This window comes from Xylanibacter rarus, assembly GCF_001275135.1.
GTDB lineage: Bacteria > Bacteroidota > Bacteroidia > Bacteroidales > Bacteroidaceae > Prevotella > Prevotella rara.
The window spans coordinates 1-22,759 of sequence record NZ_LFQU01000032.1; the positions used below are offsets into that span (position 1 = coordinate 1).

9 protein-coding genes and 1 pseudogene are annotated in these 22,759 nt (G+C 48.7%); 2 read left to right on the forward strand and 8 right to left on the reverse strand.

Annotated elements, in window-relative coordinates; genetic code table 11:
- Positions 1-175: 175 nt before the first annotated feature.
- Positions 176-1,069 carry a helix-turn-helix domain-containing protein gene (locus ACU52_RS12485; protein WP_053399024.1) on the reverse strand — a complete coding sequence of 298 codons (894 nt, stop codon included), beginning with the start codon at positions 1,067-1,069 and terminating at the stop codon, positions 176-178.
- A 379-nt stretch (positions 1,070-1,448) separates the two neighbouring features.
- On the opposite strand from ACU52_RS12485, the gene ACU52_RS15200 reads away from it, so the two are divergent.
- Together ACU52_RS15200 and ACU52_RS12495 are read left to right on the forward strand one after the other, a co-directional pair.
- Positions 1,449-3,278 carry a 5-methylcytosine-specific restriction endonuclease subunit McrB gene (locus ACU52_RS15200; protein ID WP_053399025.1) on the forward strand — a complete coding sequence of 610 codons (1,830 nt, stop codon included), beginning with the start codon at positions 1,449-1,451 and terminating at the stop codon, positions 3,276-3,278.
- 5 nt (positions 3,279-3,283) lie between these two features.
- A complete protein-coding gene (locus ACU52_RS12495) occupies positions 3,284-5,515 on the forward strand; it encodes an LlaJI family restriction endonuclease (RefSeq protein ID WP_053399026.1) in 2,232 nt (743 codons plus the stop codon).
- Positions 5,516-6,217: 702 nt separating this feature from the next.
- Here the strand turns inward: ACU52_RS12495 and ACU52_RS12505 are convergent.
- The 7 genes and pseudogenes from ACU52_RS12505 to ACU52_RS15630 form a co-directional block, all read right to left on the reverse strand.
- Complete coding sequence (locus ACU52_RS12505) at positions 6,218-8,797, reverse strand: glycoside hydrolase family 2 protein (protein WP_053399028.1); 2,580 nt, start codon at positions 8,795-8,797, stop codon at positions 6,218-6,220.
- Positions 8,798-8,921: 124 nt separating this feature from the next.
- Positions 8,922-12,776: a family 78 glycoside hydrolase catalytic domain gene (locus ACU52_RS12510; protein ID WP_455570156.1), complete on the reverse strand. Its 3,855-nt coding sequence runs from the start codon at positions 12,774-12,776 to the stop codon at positions 8,922-8,924.
- 255 nt (positions 12,777-13,031) lie between these two features.
- Positions 13,032-14,465 (reverse strand): glycoside hydrolase family 140 protein, encoded by a 1,434-nt coding sequence (locus tag ACU52_RS12515; RefSeq protein ID WP_053399030.1) that lies wholly within the window; start codon positions 14,463-14,465, stop codon positions 13,032-13,034.
- A gap of 358 nt (positions 14,466-14,823) precedes the next feature.
- Entirely contained in the window at positions 14,824-17,232 is a 2,409-nt protein-coding gene (locus ACU52_RS12520; RefSeq protein WP_239684925.1) for a glycoside hydrolase family 95 protein, read from the reverse strand.
- Between the two features lie 48 nt (positions 17,233-17,280).
- Positions 17,281-18,573: an alpha/beta hydrolase family protein gene (locus tag ACU52_RS12525; RefSeq protein WP_053399032.1), complete on the reverse strand. Its 1,293-nt coding sequence runs from the start codon at positions 18,571-18,573 to the stop codon at positions 17,281-17,283.
- Positions 18,570-21,821: an MGH1-like glycoside hydrolase domain-containing protein gene (locus ACU52_RS12530; RefSeq protein WP_239684926.1), complete on the reverse strand. Its 3,252-nt coding sequence runs from the start codon at positions 21,819-21,821 to the stop codon at positions 18,570-18,572. The genes ACU52_RS12525 and ACU52_RS12530 overlap by 4 nt, the downstream gene beginning before the upstream one ends.
- Positions 21,795-22,682, reverse strand: a pseudogene (locus tag ACU52_RS15630) (glycoside hydrolase family 43 protein); the annotation flags it as partial. The gene ACU52_RS12530 and the pseudogene ACU52_RS15630, both read right to left, overlap by 27 nt.
- Between the last annotated feature and the right edge of the window lie 77 nt (positions 22,683-22,759).

A 22,759-nucleotide genomic window follows, 5' to 3' on the forward strand; every position in this document is an offset into this window, starting at 1 on the left:
GAAGTAATCGGATCACAGATCCTTATAATATATTCCGGCGGAGCGCAGATCCGCCGGCACATTAGTAAACGTAGTGCTTGCGAAAGGATAACTCCTTTAACTCCAAATGATAATATCCGTCAAGGCATACGTCTTAACTCCTTAACTTCTTTACTCCATAACTCCTTGATTACTTTTACTTACGTTCTGCGCCTCCTCTATATTCCGTAGGCGAGACGCCGAACTGTTTTCTGAAGAATTTGCCGAACGAGGCTTGGTCGGCGAAGCCCAGTCTGTAGGCTATCTGTTTCACGGGCAGGTCGGTGCAGTCGAGCAGCCGTCTCGCTTCGGTTGTCAGCACGTGCGCTATGTGCTCGTTTACCGAGCGTCCCGACACCTTGCGCACTATGCGCGACAGGTAGGTTGACGACACGTTAAGCTGCGACGAATAAAACAATATGTAGTGCTCTTTAAGGTAATTGCCGATTAGCAGCTTTCTGAACTCGCGGTAAATCTCCACGGTGTGCGGCACCTTCGATGGATCTGCAGCGCATCCCGCCCTCAGTATCTCGGCAAAGCGCAACAGCAGCAGGTTAGACAGATGCAGCATCAGACCGTTGTAGTGCAGCTGCTCCGTGTTGATGTCAGAATAAAGCTTCAGCATCGTCTGCATACATTCCATTTCGCTTTCGTTCAGACTCCTTATCGGCAGAGCATTCTCGTTGGCAAACGAAATCATCTGGTTATACACGGGCGCATAGGCCGACAGGTCGTCAAAGTATGCCGGCATAAAGCTCACGCCTTCCATCATGAAGTTCTCGTCGGCATCGCTCAGCGACACCACCATGTTTGGCGTCAGAAAAGCCATAGAGTTCTTCTTTAGTGTCTCCGTGCTGTAGTTTACCGAGAGCTTCACCGTTCCGCTCTTCACCAGCATTATGCTGAACGAGTCGCTGAGCATGGGCGCAACCTTATATTCCGTGCCCATGCCGGCCTTAGTGCTGAACACCGCAACCTCATCGCATGGCATCACGGTTTCATATCCCTCATGCCTTACCTCGTCAAAAAACGTGTCGTGAACGCTATACATCTTTCCGCAAATATTGTCTTTGGCATACAAAGGTAAGAAATATTTGGGAGATTGTTGGGGAGTTATGGGGTAAAATGGAAAATGTAAGTAGATTTGAAAACTGTAATCATTTATAATGAACAGTATGGTAAATTACTTTATTCTTTAGTTTTTTTGCTTTTAATATAAATGCTTTTATGCGAATAATTCGATATTATTAAAGTGTTTTTATAATTTTGCAAAATAAGTCGGTTTGTGATTTTACTGTTGATATAATATTCCGTGGTATGTCCTGATTGTAAAATAGACTTAGAATGTTTTCAGGATAGAAACCGAATAAATGCTTTCGACTGATATTAAGCGAATAACCGATATTATGGATTACGAATTAAAATAATAAATGATGTCTGGAAAATTAAATATTGGCGATATCTCAATTGATGGAAAAGTAGAAATCGTAGATGAAGATAGATTGTGCTATTTAGTTAGGAACATAAGTAAAGGAGCAACAGGATTACGAACAATATCTAAACAATTGCTCGATGAATTTGTTGCGTTCTACGCTGCAAATCCTGATGCTACGGCTAATGATGCAAGAAACACATTGAGCGGACAAACGGAGATTGATAAATATGAATACGGGTATGCGTCAACCTTAATGATTATGGCCAAAATGGTTTTGGATAATTCGGCCGAAATGAGTAAGAAGAATTTATCTCTGTTAAATCATGAAGAACATCCGTTTCAACAGATATTTTATGGAGCGCCTGGTACAGGAAAGTCGCATAAGGTAAAAGAGTTTCTTGAGTTGAATAAAGTTCCAAAAGAAAATATCTTTAGAACAACATTTCACCCTGATAGTGATTATTCTACGTTTGTGGGAACATATAAGCCAATAATGGAAAGAATAAGTGAACATCTGTTTAATAAAAATGAGCTAATAAGTAAATTAAACGAAATGAAAAAGCAGGGTATCACTTATTCTCCACACAAATTTGGTGCTAAATATTGGTACTCTTTGAAGCAACTTTCTAATGCTGATATAAAAGATATTCTATCGGCATGTGGATTATCTGACAATTATACTGTTGAAATAGTAAAAGGAATTGCCATAGGAGAGGATTTGCTTAAGAAATCAAAAGAGTCTAAAATTGTTTATGGATTTATTCCGCAAGTATTCCTTAATGCTTATATGCAGGCATACAGAAAGCCGGATGAAGAAATTTATCTTATAATAGAAGAAATAAATAGAGGAAATTGTGCGCAGATTTTTGGAGATTTGTTTCAATTGTTAGACAGAGATGAAGATGGATATTCTGAATATACAATTAAAGCAGATGCTGATTTGAGAGCATTTTTAGAAGAAAATTTAGGTGCAGATAATCCTGGCATAAAGGACGGAGAGTTATGTTTACCATCTAATTTTTATATTTATGCAACAATGAATACTTCAGATCAATCTTTGTTTCCTATTGACAGTGCTTTCAAAAGACGTTGGGATTGGGATTATGAGCCGATAAAATATAAGAATACAGGCTGGGTGATAGATATTCATGGCATTAAGTATTCATGGATCTCTTTTCAAAAGGAAATAAATAAAAGAATATTTGATGCCACAAGCTCTGAGGATAAGATGTTAGGAGATTATTTTGTTAATCCCCTAAATAAGGTAATAACAGAAAAGATGTTTCTTAATAAAGTCCTGTTTTATCTTTGGAATGATGTATGTAAAGATGGTGAAGGCGATATATTTAAGTTGAGTGATACTGAGAATATTTCATTTTCAGATTTACATGGTGATGACGGTATACAGAAACTTGTTAGTATGATGGAATATCTTGGTGTCCAAAGGTCTTATGATGATGCAAATGCACAAGCAGAGGATGGCATAAATGATGGCTTTAATGAATCAACAAAAAAACATTTGAAAGTAGTATTTCCTGACAATACTGTATTTTATTCGGATAATTCAATTGAAACACTTGTCGAAACAATAAATAAAATTGGACCTGAAAAGGTTGCAAATTTGGGTATTATGATGTCTGGATTTGAATTTGTTTCTAAACATAAAATTACTGTTGACGAAGATACAAGTAATTATGGCTATTCCCAGAAAATATTAGATAATGGTTATTATGTTATTACGAAATCAACTAATGCAGTTAAGCAAAAACAACTTTTGGAAATAAGCAATAAATTATCTTTGAATCTTTTAGTGACTATAGAATAAGCAAAATGCTTTTATTTATCGAAGGATATCCATACAATTTGAACGATATTGTCAGAGATAACCTGACAGTCAGTGATGTGTTAAAAGATGTTGTAGCTATTCCCGTTAAGGAAGAACAGTACTCTTTTGGTTACGTTGGATATTGTTATAGTAAAGCAGCTAATGATGTTATTTTCTTTTTACCGAAAGTAGTGCTTACAGGTGAGCAAAATAAAGAAAATAACGCAGATACAATATTTGGTGCTTCGCCACAAGATATTATTGATTTCGAATCAGAAAGGGTAAAGTCAAAGTTTACAGAAGAGGGATGTAAAGAATATAAAGAGTTCCTGTCGACGCTTTCAATATGGATTTACCGTACTATAAGTGTATATAAACAGACTCATGATGACAATATACTTGAAAGTAAGGAGTATCAGGCTGAAAGTGGAGGTAGAAAACAAAAATATAATACTTTGCTTGATGTAATAATAGCATTAAAAGATTTCAACAAGAGCAATCAGGACTATTTTACATTTATTGTCAAAAACGTTCACTCCGGGTATAATAAGATTAATTGGAATAAAACCGTTACATCTTCACAAGTTTTTATCCAAAATAGCGTTCCTGTTTATCTTCAACCTGTGAATAGAAAAAAGATGGTAAATTTTGATGAAGAGTTGTTGGTTATATATTTCTCAATATTGAATTATATACATGAAGCGCATGGATTTTCTTTCGAAATGAATATTCATTACCAATTTATTAATCCTGATAAATTGAAGACCGTCTATATTGGTAAGAACTATGGATGCCGTCGATTGAAGCAGATTAAATATAAGTATTTTTCAGATAAGGCTTTAAGAATATGGGATTTATGTAATGCATTCTTTGACAGGGAATATAAGGTTGCGATGAACAGAAATTCTGAGGATTTTTTATTGGCTAAAGACTTTGAGCATATTTTTGAAGTGATGGTAGACACGCTTGTTGGTGGTGATGACAAGCAGAAACTGCCTAAAGAACTTGTAGAACAGAAGGACGGTAAACTTGTTGATCATATGTTTATCGGACAGGGACTTATTGAACAGTCTGATTTGTCAACAGAGTTAACTTATTATATAGGCGACAGCAAGTATTATAAGCGTTCAAAGAATGGCAAAATACAACTTGGGGACAAATCTATTTATAAACAATACACCTATGCCAGAAATGTAATCCAATGGAACATGAATCTGTTTTTGGATGGTGATGATAATGGTGACCAGCCACAGCTTAGAGATAATTTGACAGAAGGATATAATCCTATTCCTAACTTTTTTATAAGCGCACGTATTCCAAATAAACGCGATGGTGAAGATAAGTTTCTTTCTTTTGATGATAAAGAATTGAAATCACAGGAAGGAGGAATTCAACTTAATCGTCAATTTGAAAACCGTCTGTTTGACCGTGACACTCTTTTGTTGTGTCATTATGATGTCAATTTTTTGTATATTGTATCATTATATGGTCGTAGCAATAAAAACGCACAAGCTATCTGGAGAGAATATGTCCGTAAGGAATTTAGACGTAAAATTCAAGAAACATTAAACAGATTATATTCATTCAGAACACTTCAGCCACGTAAAGGTATGGATTGTTACCAATTTATCCAGAATAATTTTCAGCAGTTGAATGGTAAGTTATATCGTCCAAAGGCTAATTGTAACTATCTTGTTCTTGCAATGATAAAAAATGATGAACCTGAGGTTTGGAAATCACTTAATGTTAAAGTCGAAACTGTTGAAGGAGAAGTGACTAAAAATAATGAACTTTTGAATTCTCTTCAAAGTTATTTTTATGTCAGTAATCCGTTTAAACTTGGAACAAATTTCCATATTAATAACGTAGAGGATGTTGGAACTTTAGATAGACAATCTAAAGAGAAAAAGAATATTTTAACTGGCCTGGTCAGAACTACAGATAGTGATTTTGAGATGTTTGCAAAACATACATCTAAAACTTATACAATGGAAACAATACCAACGACGATTAACATAATGGATATTGAGTATTTTCTCCCAATCGTTGATGAATGTATTGATGGTTATTACAAGGTCGATAAAGTGTTTTTTGATATGAAAGATAATAAATTATGCTTAAAGTTAAATCTTTCTTCTTATGTCTCATTGAATGATAAATGGCTACAGATAAAGAATGTCAAAATGCAGTCGGGAGAGCTTATTTCTTATGGCTTTATGATGAAATTGTATGAATAAAGATAGTCTTAGTGCTTGAATATCTTATGCCAAGCACCCTAATGCATACGAAAACATTGATGCCTATATTGATGAAGACCCGTGGCAGCAATACAAGGGATTTGGCGAAGATAAATATGTGGTGTCGTATCTCGAAGGCATCGACAGCGAACTGAAAAATATCATTGCTGTATTGATGTAAAAATCTGTTCAGAAGAATAATTGAAAAAATAATAATCTTGATGTTGGACGCACCTCGGAACGGCATAGTTTCAAGGTGCGTCCAATGTTTTTTGTCCACAAAATGTAGCCATGATGAAAATGCCTCGAAAATCTGAAACATTTTTATGTTGTTTTTCTTATAGTCCGCTTTGAAATTGTTTGCAATGGAGCTATTTGTTAAGCAAAATCAGTCTTGCAGCTTTCAAACTGTTAATGATAGGTTTACGACCCGTAAATGGGCCACTTTTGCATCAAAAGTGGCCGAGTTTTTAACCGAAAACAATAGAGTTTTTTTGAGGAACTAGCAGAACTGGTGAACGGTTGGCTGCTTACGGACAATTATGCCGCGGACGGTAGGGCAGGCGAGTGCATGGCGGTGTGTCGGCAGACTATAAAATAAAAATCCCGCCAACGTCCGCTTGGGGATGTTGGCGGGATAATTCTTGAAATAGATTTCTTTACAGAAGTATCCCTGTGCGGGATGCCTGTGTGGCTTATCTCTTACTGTACGCCGAACTCAGTCTGCTGCTTGTTCACCTCTTCGAGAGTGCGCTGACGCTCATCGTCGGTCATCGTCTGCTTTGTCTCGCCTGTTGTGCGCACAGGCTTGCTTACGGTTGTCGTGGGCTTGTCGGTATAGCATGCCGGCAGGGTGGGGGCTATGCTCTCTATTGTCAGTTCGGCTGCAGCCGGAGCATACACGCCGTCGTAGTATGAGCGCGCCTTTATGGTTATCTTGCCCGGTTTGTCGGTGGCCTGTATCAGTACGGGAGCCGAGCCCCATTCAACGATGCGCGGGTTGGCCATGATGTTTTCGCCGTCGCCTATTATGCGGCCTTCGCCCTCAACGGTGAAGTATATGTTGTCCTTGGCCAGACGCTTCACGTTGCCGTTGTCGTCGGTAACTTCGGCCACAACCACAATGAAGTCGCTGCCGTCGGCGTTGAGCTTGCGGCCCATGTCGTCGGCATAGAGACGCAGCTTGGTAGAGCGGCGCGACGGCATCTTCTTCTGTACGGCAACCACCTTGCCGTCTTTTATGCCTTCTGCCAGGAGCGACACGCGCTGCCAGTTGCGCTGCTTGTAGCTGTATTCGCGTGCTGCCCAGAAGTTCCAGAAGTCTTTAAACACCACAGGGGCGCAGGGCTTATCGTTGTCGTTGTGAACAACAGGAAGAGTCATCACCTTGTCGCCCTCGAACATCGTAAGGCGCACACTGTCGCAGTTGGAGAACACGGTAACGTCGTTGTCGGAGAACTGAGTCATCTCGTTGGCGATGAACACCATAGGCTCGGTGTTGCGGTCTTGCGAGCGGAACATCTCGAAGGCGTATTTCTTCTGACGGAAAGCGTCGTATATGCCTCCGTAGTAAGTGTCAGGATGATAGCCGCGCTGATGGTCGAACGGATGCCACTGGCAACCGCCTATAAACTGGCGCTGGCCGTGGTACATCTCGCCGTAGGTGTCGCAGAGCGAAAGAGCTGCCATGAGCATAGGACGCTCGCCCCATGAGCGTGCCGCGCGGTTGATGTTGTTGTGTGCATACCAGTCGTCTACCATCTCGCCAAACTCGCGCGTGAAGACACACTTGTCCTCGGGCCAGTTGCCCTTACCAATGTTGTCGGCCCAGTCGTACACCACATCGTAGTTGTCTCTCACTCCTGCCGACTGCACATCGGCCACGGCAGCGGGACGGCCTGGATAAGGAAACTCGTCTTTGGTTATCTGCAGCGCCTTGATGGCGAAGTCTTCGGGATAGCGTGTCTCGTTGAGTATGGGCTCCCACATCAGCACACAGGTGTGGTTGCGGTCGCGGCGTATTATGTTGCGTGTGTTCTCATGCACAAGCTCGCCAAAGTGCGGATCCTTGTTCCAATACTGCCAGCCCGGAGTGGGCACGATGACAAACAATCCAAGCTCGTCGCAGGCATCCATGAAGGCAGGATCCATGGGGTAGTGGGCACAGCGCACTATCACCATGCCGGCCTTGCGCAGGCGCTTGGCGTCGCGCCACTGCTGACTGTTGGGCATGGCGTTGCCTACGTAGGCAAAGTCTTGATGACGGTTGCCGCCGACAAGCTGATGATAAGGCTTGCCGTTGAGCCAGAAGCCGTCTTTGCCGCGGAATTCGGCCTTGCGGATGCCCATGCGCACCATGCCGCCGTCTACGCTCTTGCCGCCCTGCATTACACTTATCTCGACGTTGTAGAGATAGGGCGACTCGGGCGACCACAGCTCAGGGTCTTTCAGTTTCATGGCAAGATATGCTGTAGCGCTCGACTTGGCGCCAACCTTAATCTTCTTTGTAACCGACTTGATGCGCTTTCCGCTCTTGTCTTTCACCACCACGGCCACTGTAGGCTGAGCCGCTGAGGCAGATGTGTTGCCCACTTCGACGTTGACAAACACGTCGGCGCTCTTTTCAGATATGTTGTCATAGTGAAGGAAAATGCCGCCGCCTGCCACCTTGTTGGCCTCGAGCGCGTCGGTTATTGCCAGGGGCGACTTGCCTATGAGCCACACGTCGCGATACATACCGCCATGATAGCAGAAGTCGAGAGCCGTCTGCTTCTTTCCCGGAGGATAAGTCTTGTCGTCGCTGTTGTCGGCCTTCACCGCCACGACGCACTTGTCGCCCGCCTTTACGCCCTGTTCGGTCAGGTTTATGGTTATGGGCAGATATCCGCCCAGATGCTCTTTTACTTTTCTGCCGTTGACATACACCTCCTGCTTGCCCATAATGGCCTCAAAGTGCAGCGTGATGTCCTTGCCCTTCATGTCGGCAGGCACGGTGAAATGCTTGCGATACCAGGCAATGCCCTGATAGTTGCGGCAGCCGCTTGCCTCGGAAGGCTCGAGTCTTACGCTGTGAGGGGCGCACACCACCTGCCAACGGCTGTCGTCAAAGTCGGCAGCAGCGGCACCCTGGGTGTCGCCAAGATGAAAGCGCCAGCCCTGGTTGAAGTTGTAGATAACACGTCCGCTGCCCTGCAGGGGGAATAGCCCTGCCACAGAAGAGCCTTTGTAGGCTCCGGCCGTCAGCGAGACGAACAACAATAATAAAAGAAAAATCTTTTTCATGCTATGCTGATTAAATTGATGCTTTGATAAAAAGAAAACCCGCACCGGGCATGGTGCAATATCACTGCGGCCGTCTGCCTCGTGTACATTCCCATGGCTCGCGGTTGCGGGTATGTCTTTAAAGTTATTCGGCAGACACCTTAGGGTCTATCACCACATGCTTGATGCGCTGGCGGCGCCATGTGTAGATGCAGTGAATCTTACCGTCGGAAGTCTGGATTATCGAAGGATAAGAATACTGGCTTACGGGCGACTCCTCGAGCGTTATCCAGTGTTTCCAGTCGGTGCCGTTGTTAGACTTCATCACCGACAGCGGAGTGCGCGCTCCCTTGCCGTTCTTTATGCCCTTGGGTATCGGGCGGTCGTTGCAGATAAGCACATGAGAGCCGTCTTTAAGTGTAACGGCATCAAGGCCACTATTATTGTTTGGAGTGTCAATAAGCTGCAGCTTGCTCCATGTCAGTCCGTTGTCAGAGCTGTAGGTTATGCCTATGTGCTCGCTGCGTGTGCGTGCGACGGCTGCCAGTCGGCCGTCGCTGAGCACCATTACAGCCGGCTGAATGGCCTTTACGCCCTCGTCGGCCTCGACAAAGTCGGTGCGTTTCCATGTCTTGCCCATGTCGTCAGAGTATTCAAAATACAGACGCCATCCGCCTTCCTCAATACTTGTAGGCGCAATGATGCGGCCCTTGCTCATTATGGGCTTGTTCTTTATCGGACCGAGATAGCCCTCCTGCAGCGGCTCGCGCTTGCTCCATGTCTTGCCGCCGTCCTTAGAGCGCACCATCCAGCCTGTCCAGTCGGCCACCTTGTTGCCAATCTTGAAGTAGATAACAAGGTCGCCTCCGGGTATCTGATATATCACCGGGTTCCAGCAGGCCTTGCGCTGATAGCCCTCAGGATTCTTTCTTATCTTCTTGTCGAGTATAGGTCCTTTGGCAGCCGGGGCGTTGGTGCTGTCGAGTCCAGACAGACCAGCCAACTTAGCTTCCTCACTTCCTGTCTTGAACACGCCGTCGGCAACGAGCTGAGGCGCCAGCCATTCTGTAGAGCCTTTAGGCTTACGGCTCACCCAGATGCACACATCAGGGTTGCGCTCCTTAGTTCCGCCGAAGTAAGTTGCTACAAGGTCGCCCTTGCTTGTCTCTGCTATCGTGGCAGAATGGCACTCGGGAAATGATGCCGACTTATACAGAAACTCGTCAGAAACTACGGCCTTGCCGGTCATGGGCAGTTCGGCAGTAATGTCGTATTTGCCCGAACCGATGTTCCTGATGCTGCCGTCGGGCATGTGCAGTTCGGCAGTGGTGTTTGCCGGAATCTCAACGTGCCATATCAGCTTGCCCGCCTTCTTGTGCCATCGGCTTACTATTGTGCCGTATATTGACTTGTAAGACGCGTTGATGTCGTCAATCTCGTCCACGTTGAACGCAGGCTTCATCACGATGTGCTTAAAGCCCGGCTTGTTCTCGTCAGAGTTAATGCCTGCCACATCCTCATAGATACACGACACGAGGTCGCCAAGCAGCATGACGTGATTGCCGCTGTTCATCCACGGATTGGCAGTGTCGCCGTTCCACAGTTCCCATATCGTTGTGGCTCCATGTTCTGCCATGTAGCCCCAGCTCGGATACTTCTTGTTGGTTGCCAGCAGCCATGCCATGTCGCCGCGGCCCATGTCGGTTAGTCCGTGCATAAGCCACTGCACGCCTATCACGCCGCAAGATATGGCTCCCTTGTTAAGGGTTATGATGTTGTGTATGATGTTCTTCTCAACCTCTCCGCGCACATAGTCGTCGTCAATCATGCCGAACGCCAGCGGAAGAAGGTTGGCCGTTACCGTGTTGTTGCCGTAGAACGTGCTGTCGGGATAGAGCATAAGGCCCGGCACCTCAGCCGTGTTGCGGTTTATGGTGAGGAACTTCTTGTTGAAAGCATCCTTCACGCGTGCTGCCTCTGCGCTGAACTCTGCAGCGTCGGCCGGTTTGTCAAGAATCGTGGCAAATCTCTCCATCATTTTGTTCAGTCTGTAATAGTAGGCCGTAGCAATGAGAGTGCCGTCGGTTACGCGCTTGGGGTCACGGCTGTGTATCAGCTTTATGTCCTCAGGCGGCACGCACCAGTCGCCGTATTTGTCGCGCGGCATCAGGCCGTCCTTGCCATACTGATACTTCATGTGCCCGAGCCAGCGCTTCACGTTGCCGTAGTAGCGGCTCATAGGTTCAGCGTCGCCATACTGGTTGTACATCATCTCGAGCGAGAAGGGCAGGGCAGAAGGCCATGTTATGTTGTCAGAATAATAGTTCCAGTAGGCAGGAGCCACGTCGGGTATGCAGCCGTCTTCACGCTGAGCCTCGGTTATGTCGCGTGCCCATTTGGCATAGAGAGCGTTGTTGTTGAATATGAAAGCCTCGCCGAAACATCCGCGCACACGGTCGCCAAGCCACGGCTGACGCTCGTCGCGCTGCGGACAGTCGACAGGCATGCCCTTATAGTTGCCCAGGATGCCCCACATGGCGTTATTGTAAACCTTGTTGAGTATGGTGTCGGCACATTCAAATGAGCCTGTCAACTCCATCTCGTCGCTTACCACTTCGCCTATAATGCCGTCAGCAGTTACATCGTCAAGACCTGTAATCTCGGCATAACGGAAACCGTGATATACAAACGTAGGAGCCCACCAGCGGCCGTCCTCGTTGCCGGCAGCAACATAATAGTCGGTTGTAAACGCGTTGCGCAGGTTCTTTGTGAACAGACTTCCGTCCTCGTTGAGCTTCTCGGCATACTGAATCTTCACGCTGTCGCCGGCATTTACGCCGCCGATGCGCAGCTTAATCCAGCCCGCCATGTTCTGTCCCATGTCTATGATGTAGCCCTTGCCGCGCTTAGTTACGCTCACGGGCTTCATGGTCTTCACCACCTTCATGTTAGGACTCATTGCTCCGCGCAGCGTTCCCGTAGGTATGCCCACGCGCTCTGCCGCCATCCATTTAGAGTCGTCGTAGCCCACAGAGGTCCATGCGCCCAGCTCCTTGCGTGCGTCATATATCTCGCCGTCGTACTCGTTGTTGGAGCGTATCGCACCGTCGGGATTCAGTTTCCATTTGTTGCTCGACGAGATAACCTTCTTCTTGCCGTCTGCAAACTCAATGACGAGGTTAAGACGGAGCTTGGGATAACCGAAGTTGGCTATCTTGTAAGGCTTCTTCTTCTGCTGCATGGTGTAGAAGCGTCCGTTGCCAAGAGTTACGCCAATGGCGTTCTTGGCGGTCAGCATCTGCGTAACGTCGAACGCATTATACAGCACAGTCTTGCGATAGTCGGTAGGAGCAGGTGCCAGAACCTGGTCGCCCACCTTCTGTCCGTTGATGTATGCCTCATACATGCCCAGTCCGCTGATGTAGAGCGTAGCACGCTTTACGGGCTTGTCAAGGTCGAATTCGGTGCGCAGATAGCGCGAGCTGAGCTTGCTGTGCACGTCCTCAACGTCCCACGGCATGGCCTTCTCCAGACCAATCCACTGTCCGCTCCAGTCGGCTTCGTTGAGCAGTCCGACGTTCCACATTGCTGTCTCGCTCCAGTCAGACTCGCCTTTTGTCGTTGTAACCTTCACGCGCCAGTAGCATGGCGTGTTGCTGCGCAGCTCCTTGCCCGCATATCTTATCCATTGCGACTGGTCGCCCTCGAGCGTTGCGTCCCAGAGGTCGCCCTCAAGCTTTGCGGCCTTTTCAGGTGTTGAGGCTACGATTATGCGGCACGACGTCTGCATCACGTCGTTCTCGTCCGATGTTATCATCCATCCTAGCCGCGGCTGTGGCGTGTCGATGCTCATCGGGTTGACCATGCGCTCCGTCTTCAGTCCGGTCACGGCAATGGGGAACGACGCCTTACGTCCGTTCTTCTTCTTTGCCGCGGGAGCCGTCATGCAGAGACACAAGGCCAGGGCCGCCAATAATATTTTTCTAAACATGATATTTATATATATTGTAGTTAAAGTAGTTAAAGAAGTTATCGCCAACAAGTTGGCTAGGAGTTAAAGTCAAATGCCTATTTTAAGTGAAGAACGAAAAGTGAAAAATCCAAATGCCTTGTAGCTTTTTCTCGCAAGCACTACGTTAGCTAATGTTCCGGCGGATTTGTAATCCGCCGGAATTAAGTATAAGGATTTTCAATCCGCTAACTTCCTTTGTTCTTCTCTTTAGAGCACTTATTTTAACTCTTACTTCTTAAATTCTTAGTTCTTTTCCTTCAGCATTACGTCAGTCTTGCCGATATAATTCTTGCTTGAATCAACGGCAATAAGCACACGGTCGCTGCCGCGCAGATAGGCTGCATCGTAGGTAAACTCAACGACCTTGCTGTCGTATTCGCCGAGATAAGTCAGCTTGCCGTCAGCCGGATTCATCCACCATACGTTCTTCTTTGCGCCGCTAATCTTTGTCAGATCGATGCTCATGGGCTTGCCGCTGTAGTTGTAGACGAGCAGATAGTCGTTGCCGCGGGTAGCTATTATGCGGTCGTAGCGCTCGCCGTTCTGTCCTGAGATGATGCTCTGGTCAGCCACGCGCTCAGTGAACGGGAAGCTAAGCATGAGCCATTTGAGATACTTCATCTGGTTGTAGCCCGAATCTTCCATTGCCTCCCACCAAGGTTTCTCAGCGCCGAACGATGCCTTCAGGCCCGGACGTATAAACTGCATCACAGAGTTGTGGCCGTAGGTGTGGCCGAAAGCTCCTCCGAATACAGCCCAGTAAGCATAGCGGCGTACGTCGTAGTCCATCCAGCGCGGAGCCGAGAAGTCGTGAAGTCCCTGCGGAATGTCCTCGTATGAAGGCTCGCCGTCGATAACAGGGCGCAGCGGTTTCTTCTCAAAGCTCATGTCAACATAGCGCCAGTTGTCCTCTTCGGTGTTCTCCTTAATAGTGTAGTCGCCGTCGCCGTTGCGCTGTCCGTAGCGGCGGTGTCCGCTCTGGAACATGTTGAAGTCCATCCACTCGCGGTCGTTATACCACCATGCCGACGTTGTGCGTCCTCTCGGGTGGAAGGTCATGATGTGGTTCTTGTCAGCCTTTTTTATGGCTCTTGCCATAGCGTCCCACACCTCAGGCTTCTTGTCGCCCATGATGTCGCCGCCGATCATCCATATAATGTTAGGCTTGTCCTTGTATCTCTCGCCCAGGAATTTGCCAAGAGCGGCAGCCTTCTTTACGTCCATCTTGTCGATCATAGAGCCCCAGATGCAGTCCATGGCGATGTAGATGCCGTTGTTGGCAGCCACGTCTACGATATAGTCGAGATGCTCCCAGTAGCCGTAAACACCCGGCTTAGACACCTTGCTGAAGTCGAACTCGGCGTTGTTGGCAGCATGACCATACACGTTGAACGTGGGGATGGCGTTGAGCACCTGTATCTGCTCTACGTTATATCCTGCCAGGCGGTCTTTCTCGAGGAAATATTCGGCCTCCTCGCGGTTAAGACGTTCGGGCAGCAGCCATGCCGTGTTGCCCATCCAGAAAAACGGCTGTCCGTTTTCGTGCACTATGTAACGGTTGTTCTCAGACACCACGAGCCGTCCGTTGCTCCACGGCTTGTAGATTTTGCCTGCCGCATTTATTGCCAAAGTGCTGAGCAGCAGGGTTGCGATAAATAGTATTCTGCTTTTATTCATACTACTTTTTTATTGATTTTTGTTAGTTAATATTATTCTTTTTCTCGGTTAATTCATAAGGTTTGCAATCACTTTTCAATTAGTTTTGTAAAGTTGCTTTTGCCTCTTAATGTTCCAGCTTATCGCCGTTGCGTTGTGAAAGACGGCATATTGCGTTGCGAAACATGGTCTTTTACACGCCAAAAGGCCGCCTTTTGCGATGTTAAAGGTAGCCTTTTGCAACCCGTTGAATATCAGTAGGTTGCATAGCCGGTTGCTTCATGGCCGATTTTGTGCCGTTTGGCCATGTCCGGCTTATATACGTAAAGTGGCGGAAATATGGGCTTTGTTCTGTTTTTCCCATATTCCGCCACATATATTATTCTGCTTCAAATGTGTACACAGCGCCCTTCTTGGTGCTTATGTCATACAGATATGTCTTCTCAGCCTCCGGCATCTTCTCGATGGCGTCAGGATAGTTTATCTTCTGACGGATGTCCGTTGGAGTTTCAAACAGTCTGTTCTTGTTCTCGCCCTTTGCGGCCTTCAGGCCCTTGCCCTTCAGAGGCACAGCCGAACGTATGCGCAGGTTGCCGCCAAGTTCCGACTTAACAGTTGTCTTTGTTATCTTGTTGTCTTTCCATGTCATGCTCACCTCAAAGCCTCCGCGCGCCTTCAGTCCGCTTACGGAGCCGTCTTTCCATGCGTCGGGCAGGGCAGGCAGCAGATAGACAAAGCCGTCATGGCTCTGCATGAGCATCTCTGCTATGCCGGCCGTGCAGCCAAAGTTGCCGTCGATCTGGAATGGCGGGTGAGCGTCAAAGAGGTTAGGATAAGTTCCGCCTTTCTTCTTCTCGTTGCGCACCAGTGTCAGCTGGTCGCCGATTAGCTTCCATGCGTGGTTGCCGTCGAGCAGTCGTGACCACAGACACACCTTCCAGCCCATGCTCCATCCCGTAGACGGGTCGCCGCGGTGTATGAGTGATTTGCGTGCAGCGGCTGTGAGTTCGGGTGTGCGGAACGGAGAAATCTGATTGCTCGGGAAGAGGCCGTACAGATGAGACACGTGTCTGTGCACGTCCTCCGGATTGTCCCAGTCGTCCATCCATTCCTGCAGCTGTCCCCAGCGGCCTGTCTGCATGGGCACCATCTCCGTGAGCTTCTGCTTCAGACTGTCGATTATTGTAGCCGTCTTGGTCTTGCCCAGTATGTCGGCAGCGTCAATTACGTGGTTGAACAGGTCGTAGAGCAGCTGGTTGTCCATCGTTACGCCTGCGGCAGTTGTTGCCTTGTAGGGGTGCTGGTTCTCAGGCGACAGACTGGGGCAGATAACCCACCAGTTGTTCTTAGGCTCGCGCACCATAATCTGATTGAAGAAGCGTGCCGCGTTCTCCATTATCGGATAGACGCTCTCGAGGAACTTCACGTCGCCTGTGTAGAGATAATGCTCCCACAGATGCTGACACATCCATGCGCCGCCTGTAGGCCACAGACCCGACGGAGCCTTGTCTATGGCTCCCGTTACGCGCCAGATGTCGGTGTTGTGGTGCAGCACCCATCCGTCGGCACCATACATTATGTCGGCCGACTTGTGTCCTGTCTCGCTCACGTCCTTGATAAGACTGAACAGCGGACCGTTGAGTTCGGTCAGGTTGGTCGACTCTGCCGGCCAGTAGTTCATCTCAAGATTGATGTTGCATGTATATTTGCTGTCCCACGACGGCAGCATCTTGTCGTTCCATATACCCTGCAGCGTGGGCGGCTGTGTGCCCGGCTGAGATGTGCATATCAGCAGATAGCGGCCAAACTGGAAGTAGGTCTCAACCAGATGCAGGTCGGTCTGCTTCTTGAACAGCTCCACGCGCTTGTCGGTTGTGGTTGACGCAAATGCGTCTTTGCCGAGGTCGAGCTTCACGCGGTCATACAGAGACTTGTATTTCTTTACGTGTGCGGCCTTAATCGTGTTGAAGTCCTTCGTCAGTGCCTCTTTCAGAGCCGTCTCAGAGCGCAGCGTGTCGTTGCCGCTGATGTCCTTATAGCTGTTGAAGTTTGTGGCTATTGTCAGATAAATAGTGGCCTCGTCGGCACCGCTTATCTGCAATACGCCGTCGCGGCTGCTCATGCTTCCGCCCTTTACGGTTGCCGTAGCCCTGCCCGTAAATGTTACTTTGCCTTTCTGTCCTTCGTGCCATCCGCTTATGCCGCTCAGCACAATCTCGTTGCCTTCCGACTTAATGGTTACGTCCTGCTGCGGCGATGTCATCTGCGCGTTGCAGGTTATCATGCCCTTCTTGCTTGCAGTGAGGTGTATGGCTATTACGTTTCCGTCGAACGACGAAATGTATTCTCTCTGATATGTTACGCCGTTGCTTGTGTATCTCGTTATGGCGCGGGCAGAGTCAAGGCTCAGTTCGCGGTAGTAGTTGGTGTACTCGCCGTTGCCCGGGAAGTTGATATACAGGTCGCCAAACGGCTGATAAGGCATACCGCTGTTGGTGTTTGCCTGCACGTGTGCCGTGGCCAGGTCCTGCGCCTCCTTGTATTTGCCTTCCCACACCAGCTGTCTCACCTTCGGCAGATACTCCTTTGCCTCCGGGTTGGCGTTGTTGTTGGGCCTTCCTGCCCATATTGTCTCTTCGTTGAGCTGCAGACGCTCAGAGCCCGGCGTGCCGTATATCATGGCGCCCAGGCGGCTGTTGCCTATCGGCAGAGCCTCTGTCCATGTGTATGCCGGTCTGTCATACCACAGCACATGCTTGTTCTCGGCCATTCCCTCTGTTGTTGTCATCAGGCATACGGCCGCCAGCAATGTTGTCTTTAGTAGTGTTTTTTTCATTTATTTCTTAGGTGTAAATCTTAGTGCGTTCTCGTCTTCAATCGTAACCTTGCTCTCGTCGAGCTTTGATGCGTCGAGCTTGAAGGTGTCAATAAAGAATTTATATACAGCGTTGCGCTTGTTGTCGCCGAAGTCGTGGCGCTCTTTCGGCAGGTGTATGTTGCTCACCTTGTCTGTAGCACCATAGAATCCGTATATGCGCTGCAGGTAAGGATATTCCAGCTCGGGCGTTGTCGATGTCCAGTCGCCGCCGTCGCTCACCAGCATCATCGGCTTCGGGGCAAACATTGCAGCCAGTTCGGCGTTGCATGTGCCTCCTCCTGCCAGCTGTATCGGCATTCCGCTCTCACACGGACATCCGCCGTCAAACCACGACGAAACGCTCACCACAGGGTTGGCAGCCGTAAATCTGTCGTCGAGCACCGTCAGCAGCACGGTCTGAGTGCCGCCGCCCGAGCCTCCGTTCACGCCTATGCGCTTGGTGTCTACGTCCTTGCGCTGTATCATCCAGTCGAGTATCCTTATACCGTTTAATGCCTGCATCACGTGAGCCTCTGGTGTCTGGTGTGCCTTGCTGCCAACTTCGTCGGCAGATTCGCCCCATCCCCACAGGTCATAGTCAACACATATTGCGCCCATGCGTGCCAGCGTGCCCAGTCTCAACTGCTGCACCTTGCCGTAGCGTCCGTTGCTGAAGTGTCCGTTGGGGCATATTATCAGCGGATGCTTTCCCTTGCTCATCGGGGCGTAGATAGAGCCGCACACAGTGTGCCCGTTCGCTGTCTTCAGTCTGAAGTTCTGCACGGTATATCCGTCAAACTTCCTTATCTTCGAGTATTCGGGTTTCTCCTTTGAGCAGAGCGGCAGCAGCTTGTCTATGCCGAGGCGCTCTCTCACTTCCTTGCGCAGCGTGTCGCGTCGTGCCTCCCATTCTGTTTTATTGCTGTAAAGCGATGTCAGCCAGCTTATCATCTTCTGTCCGTCTTCGGGCTGTCTGCGCGGATATTCGTAAGGCTTTATCTTATACAGCTTGTCGTTCTGCTTAACAGCCTTGAAGTCGAAGGGCGACAATATGTTACTGAGAGTCTCTTCGAGAGAGTAGGGACGCACGCGGAAGTCGGCATACGCCAGTTTCAGTCCTGTTGTGTCAACGTTGTATTTCAGTCTTATTCCGAATCTTGCCGACACGTCGTTGAGCACGTCGCTCAGCGGTCTTGTAAATTTGTTTTCAAAAGTTTGAGCTCCGGCACTCATGCTCAGTAGCATAAGTGCCGGAATTATAACACGTTTCATTTCTTGTTTATTTTATAAGTCAGTTTACCCAGACCGTCTCTCTTGGCGGCCAGTTTGCCGTTAACGAAGAGCATGAGGCCCTTGCCCTGGTGATAGCGCTGTCCGTCCTTGTCGTAGACGATGGCTATGTTGTTGCCGCGATAGCTTATGTTGTCCAGGCAGAAGTAGTTCCATGTGCCTTCCGGTATGAGCGGATTGACAACTATGCTGCCGTCGGCCTGCGGTCTTAGTCCTGCTATACCGGTTATCACGAGGTCGGCAAATGTAGAGTGGTTGTAGTATCTGCTGCGCTCGCGGTCGCCCATCAGCCATGCTCCGTTCTTCTCGTCGAGATATTCGCCGATATACGGGCGTCCTCTGTGGTGCTGGCTCTCAACATACAGTTTCATCTGTTTGAAGAATGTAGAGTCGCCAACAACAGGCTCGGGATATGTGTTTATATAGTTTGCCATGGCTGTAAGCGTCTGGCTTGTTGCGAAAGGCCATACGGCGCCGTCCCATTCGCAGCGTCCCACTCCGTGCGAGCGGAATTCGGGATGTCTTCTCTCAGCCGTTGTAAGTCCGTAGGGAGCTGAGAATCCTTCCTCGTCCTCCACCTGCTTCCATGCTTCGTCATATTTCTTTGCGTCAGGCAGGTTGAAATACCATGGAATAAATCCTATGGCCTCGCGCACGGCAGCCAGAGTGTCGCCTCTCATAGTCTCGAAGAACGACTGCTTCTCGCTCCACAGATTTGTCTGTATCAGGTTCTTTATCGTGTCGGCCTCCATTGTGTATTCCTTGGCCTTCTTTGTGTCGCCTGCCAGCTTGTTCAGTTCTGCCAGAGCCATTGCGTTGCCGTACATATAGCTGTTTATTGTCGGACGTGCATACTGCTTGCGTCTTCCGCCGCTGATACTCTCTTCCATTCCGTCCTGCACGTCGCCCTGCCAGTAGAGTCCGCTCTTCAGTCGGTTGGTGCTCTTCCAGCGTGCGTATTCCTCTTCGAGCGACGGCTTCAGTGCCATTACGAACGATGTGTCGCCAAGCACCTTGTAAGCCTCATATATGGCAGCAGGGTTCCATGAACTGAACTTGTTCATCTTCTGCATTGCCTTGCCGTTGTTGCCGCGATACCATGTGTTCAGTATCTGGTGCAGATATGTCGAGTCGCGCAGCCAGCGTGTCTCCATCACGTGATGTCCTATTGCGCAGGCAATGAGGTTGTATTTGTCGGCATAAGAGCGCTGAACGAGGAATTCGGTCATGCCCAGTCCTACAGGAGTGCGCTTGATGTGCTTGCGCAGCGACCACCAGCGGAAGTAGTAGATCTCTTCCATGTCCTTGTCGGGACATTCAAACAGAGGTATGTTCTTGCTCATCCATTCAGACGACTTGCTGTTGGGTATGTCCGTAACGATGTTCTCGTCCTCCATGTTGTTGAAGTATTCGGCATAGTGTGCGAAGTCGTCATACTTCAGCACTGTTGATGCTGAGTCGGCGTCTGCCGATGCTGTCTTCACGTTGGCAATAGAGAATGATGCCAGCTTGTCCTGCTCGTCGGCACGCGGCATGTCAACATACTGGTCGGCAGGAGTCTCAATGCTCGGCTCAGTGAACAGGTCGCCTGTGCGGAATACTATTCGTGTTATGGCGTCAACGGGCGTGTCGAACATACGTGCCGTTGCCTTCTTGCCGTTCACGAAGTATGTTCCCACGTGTCCGTCAACCGACAGCTTGGCTGTGATATGATATGTCTGTCCGGCGTCATAGTGCTTCAGCATGCCGCCATAGCGCGCTCCGCCCTTTACCTTCATTGTTGCGGCAGAGTCGAGCACGATGCGGGCGCACATGTTGCCCTTGTCGTCAAGGAACTCTATGTTGAGCTGTCCGTGGTCGTTCTGTGCGGGCTTAACGTCGAAGTCAACAGTAAGCTCCTTCGTAGCCGGTATCAGTTTCTCCACCTTGGCATAGTCATACGGATCCTTGTCGCTCAGCGTCAGCCATTCGCCGTTGAGCGTTACGGGTGCCCACAGCGGCGAGTAGATGTTCCAGTCTTTCATGTCCTGCAGTTTGGCATACTTGCTGAAGCTGCCTCCTGCATGTTCTGTAGCCTTTATCTTTACAGGCACGGGTATGCACGACACCCACATGTCTTCCTTATTGTTGCTGTAAGTAACCCACAGGTTCTTGTCCGGCGGTGTTCCGTTGCCTTCCAGTATGCCTCGTGTATACTGCGGTCCGTAGCTCTTGTAGTTGCCCCAGTGGCGTTCAGGCGTAACCTCGCCGTTCACCAGGTTGAGCGTTGTGTATTCCAGTCCGTCGTTGCTCAGCGATATAGCCAGCGGCCAGCGATATTCAGCCGGGTTGTACACAGTGGCATAAGTGCCGTCAGAAAGGCGCTGTCCCCATATCTTCGCGTTAGAGTTCACAAAGCCGTGAGCCCTCTTTGCCGGTTCTCTCCATGTGTTTCCGCCGTCGCTGCTTATGCTTGTCAGCGCGTGCTTCCACAGTCCAACCTTGCGTCCGTCGGGCAGGGTGTATCCGCTGAACGCCTTGTAGGGAGTCTTCAGCGGCAGTATCTCGTCGTTTCTGTCAGCCTCTTCAACCCACTGCATTCTGTACATCGGGTTAGCCAGAATCTCGTCGCAGGCCTTAACAAACTCCTTGTCCTTTGCTTTCTTGTAGTAAGGATAGTCGGTGTTCTTTTCGTTAAATCCGTGGTTATAATATATAAAGTATATAGGACCGAATGTGCCGTCGGCCTTTATCTCTCTTACCACGCGGCCTATTCCGTTGCCGTCGTTGGGGTCGTCTTTCGGAGTGAGCGCCACGCCGTAGTTGCCCATTGCAATTAGGCGGTTGCTCTTAGACACATAGAAGCCCACGCGCTGGTGCATGATGGCCTTCAGGTCTTTTGCCACAACGCCAGGCCATGTCGGTTTGGTGTATCCGTCGGGCACGTTGTATTCAGGGAACAGCTCAACGGGCTTAGTCCATTTGTATCCGTCTACAGAAGTCTGCAGCATGGTCTTTCCGGGCGGTTCATGCTCGCTTCTCGGGTCGGTCAGGTAGTGCATGTAGAACTTGCCTTTCCAGTATGCCATCATGGGCTGATGGTTATAGAGCCATCCCTGTTCTCCTCTCATAGTCTGAATGCTGTGAACTCCCACCACGGGCGACAGTCCGCCGTCATGTCGTGCAGGCGTTGCCACGGTTGTTCCGGTGTAGTGAACGGCGTCGCGGTTCTCCTTTATCAGGTTCTTCACAATCTCCTCGTCGGCCATGAACACCGTGCCGTGCTTGTGTCCTACAGGAAACTTTACGGCACCTGTCTGGTCCTGGAAGTTCTTGAAGTCCTTTGTCCTTGCCGCTCCGTATATGCCGTGGCGGTAAGAGTCGTAGTAGATGTAATACCATCCGTTGACCATTGCCGTTGACGGACCTTCGCAGAAGCTCTCTGTGAACGGCTCCGACGCCTTGCTCCATGGGCCGTAGGGCGACTTGGCAAAAGCCACCTTGATGTTGCGCTGGTCTCTCGAGTTGTCTTTCAGCACCATCACGTAGTCGTCCTTACCTCTTTTTACGAGAGTGGCGTCAATGCTGCTGAAGTCTGGGTCGATAAGTACCTTGGCCTTGCTGAACTTCTTGAAGTCTTTTGTCGTAACGTAGTACAGACGGTGATTGTTGTAGTGGTCTTCTTTATAGTCGGGAAACTTGCCCGGTATGCATGATGCCCATATTATCATGTACTGCTTCTTCACGTCGTCGTAGAACAGTTCCGGTGCCCATACGTTCACCGTTGTAGGGTCTGTCATGACGTTTATCAGTCTTGGCTTGCTCCAGTGGATAAGATCTTTTGATGATGCATAACCAAAGCCCTTGTCGCCCTTCCAGCTCGATGTCCATACCAGATGGAACGTGCCGTCGGGTCCTTTCACTATCGAAGGGTCGCGCATCACCTTCTGTTCTCCTACCACCGGGCGCAGGAATGTGCCCTGTATGGTGTCCCATCTCAGTCCGTCATAGCTGTAGATAAAGCGCAGGCCTTCGTTGGCCGGCTCATGGAATGATGTGGAAACGTAAATGTCTTTCGCGTAAGAAAGATTTGGTGCCGTCGTTGTCAACATAACGATGGCAGACAAAAAAAGTTTTCTCATTTCAGTTTTTCTTGTTTATGTTATGACGCTCAGATTTTAGGTTTGTA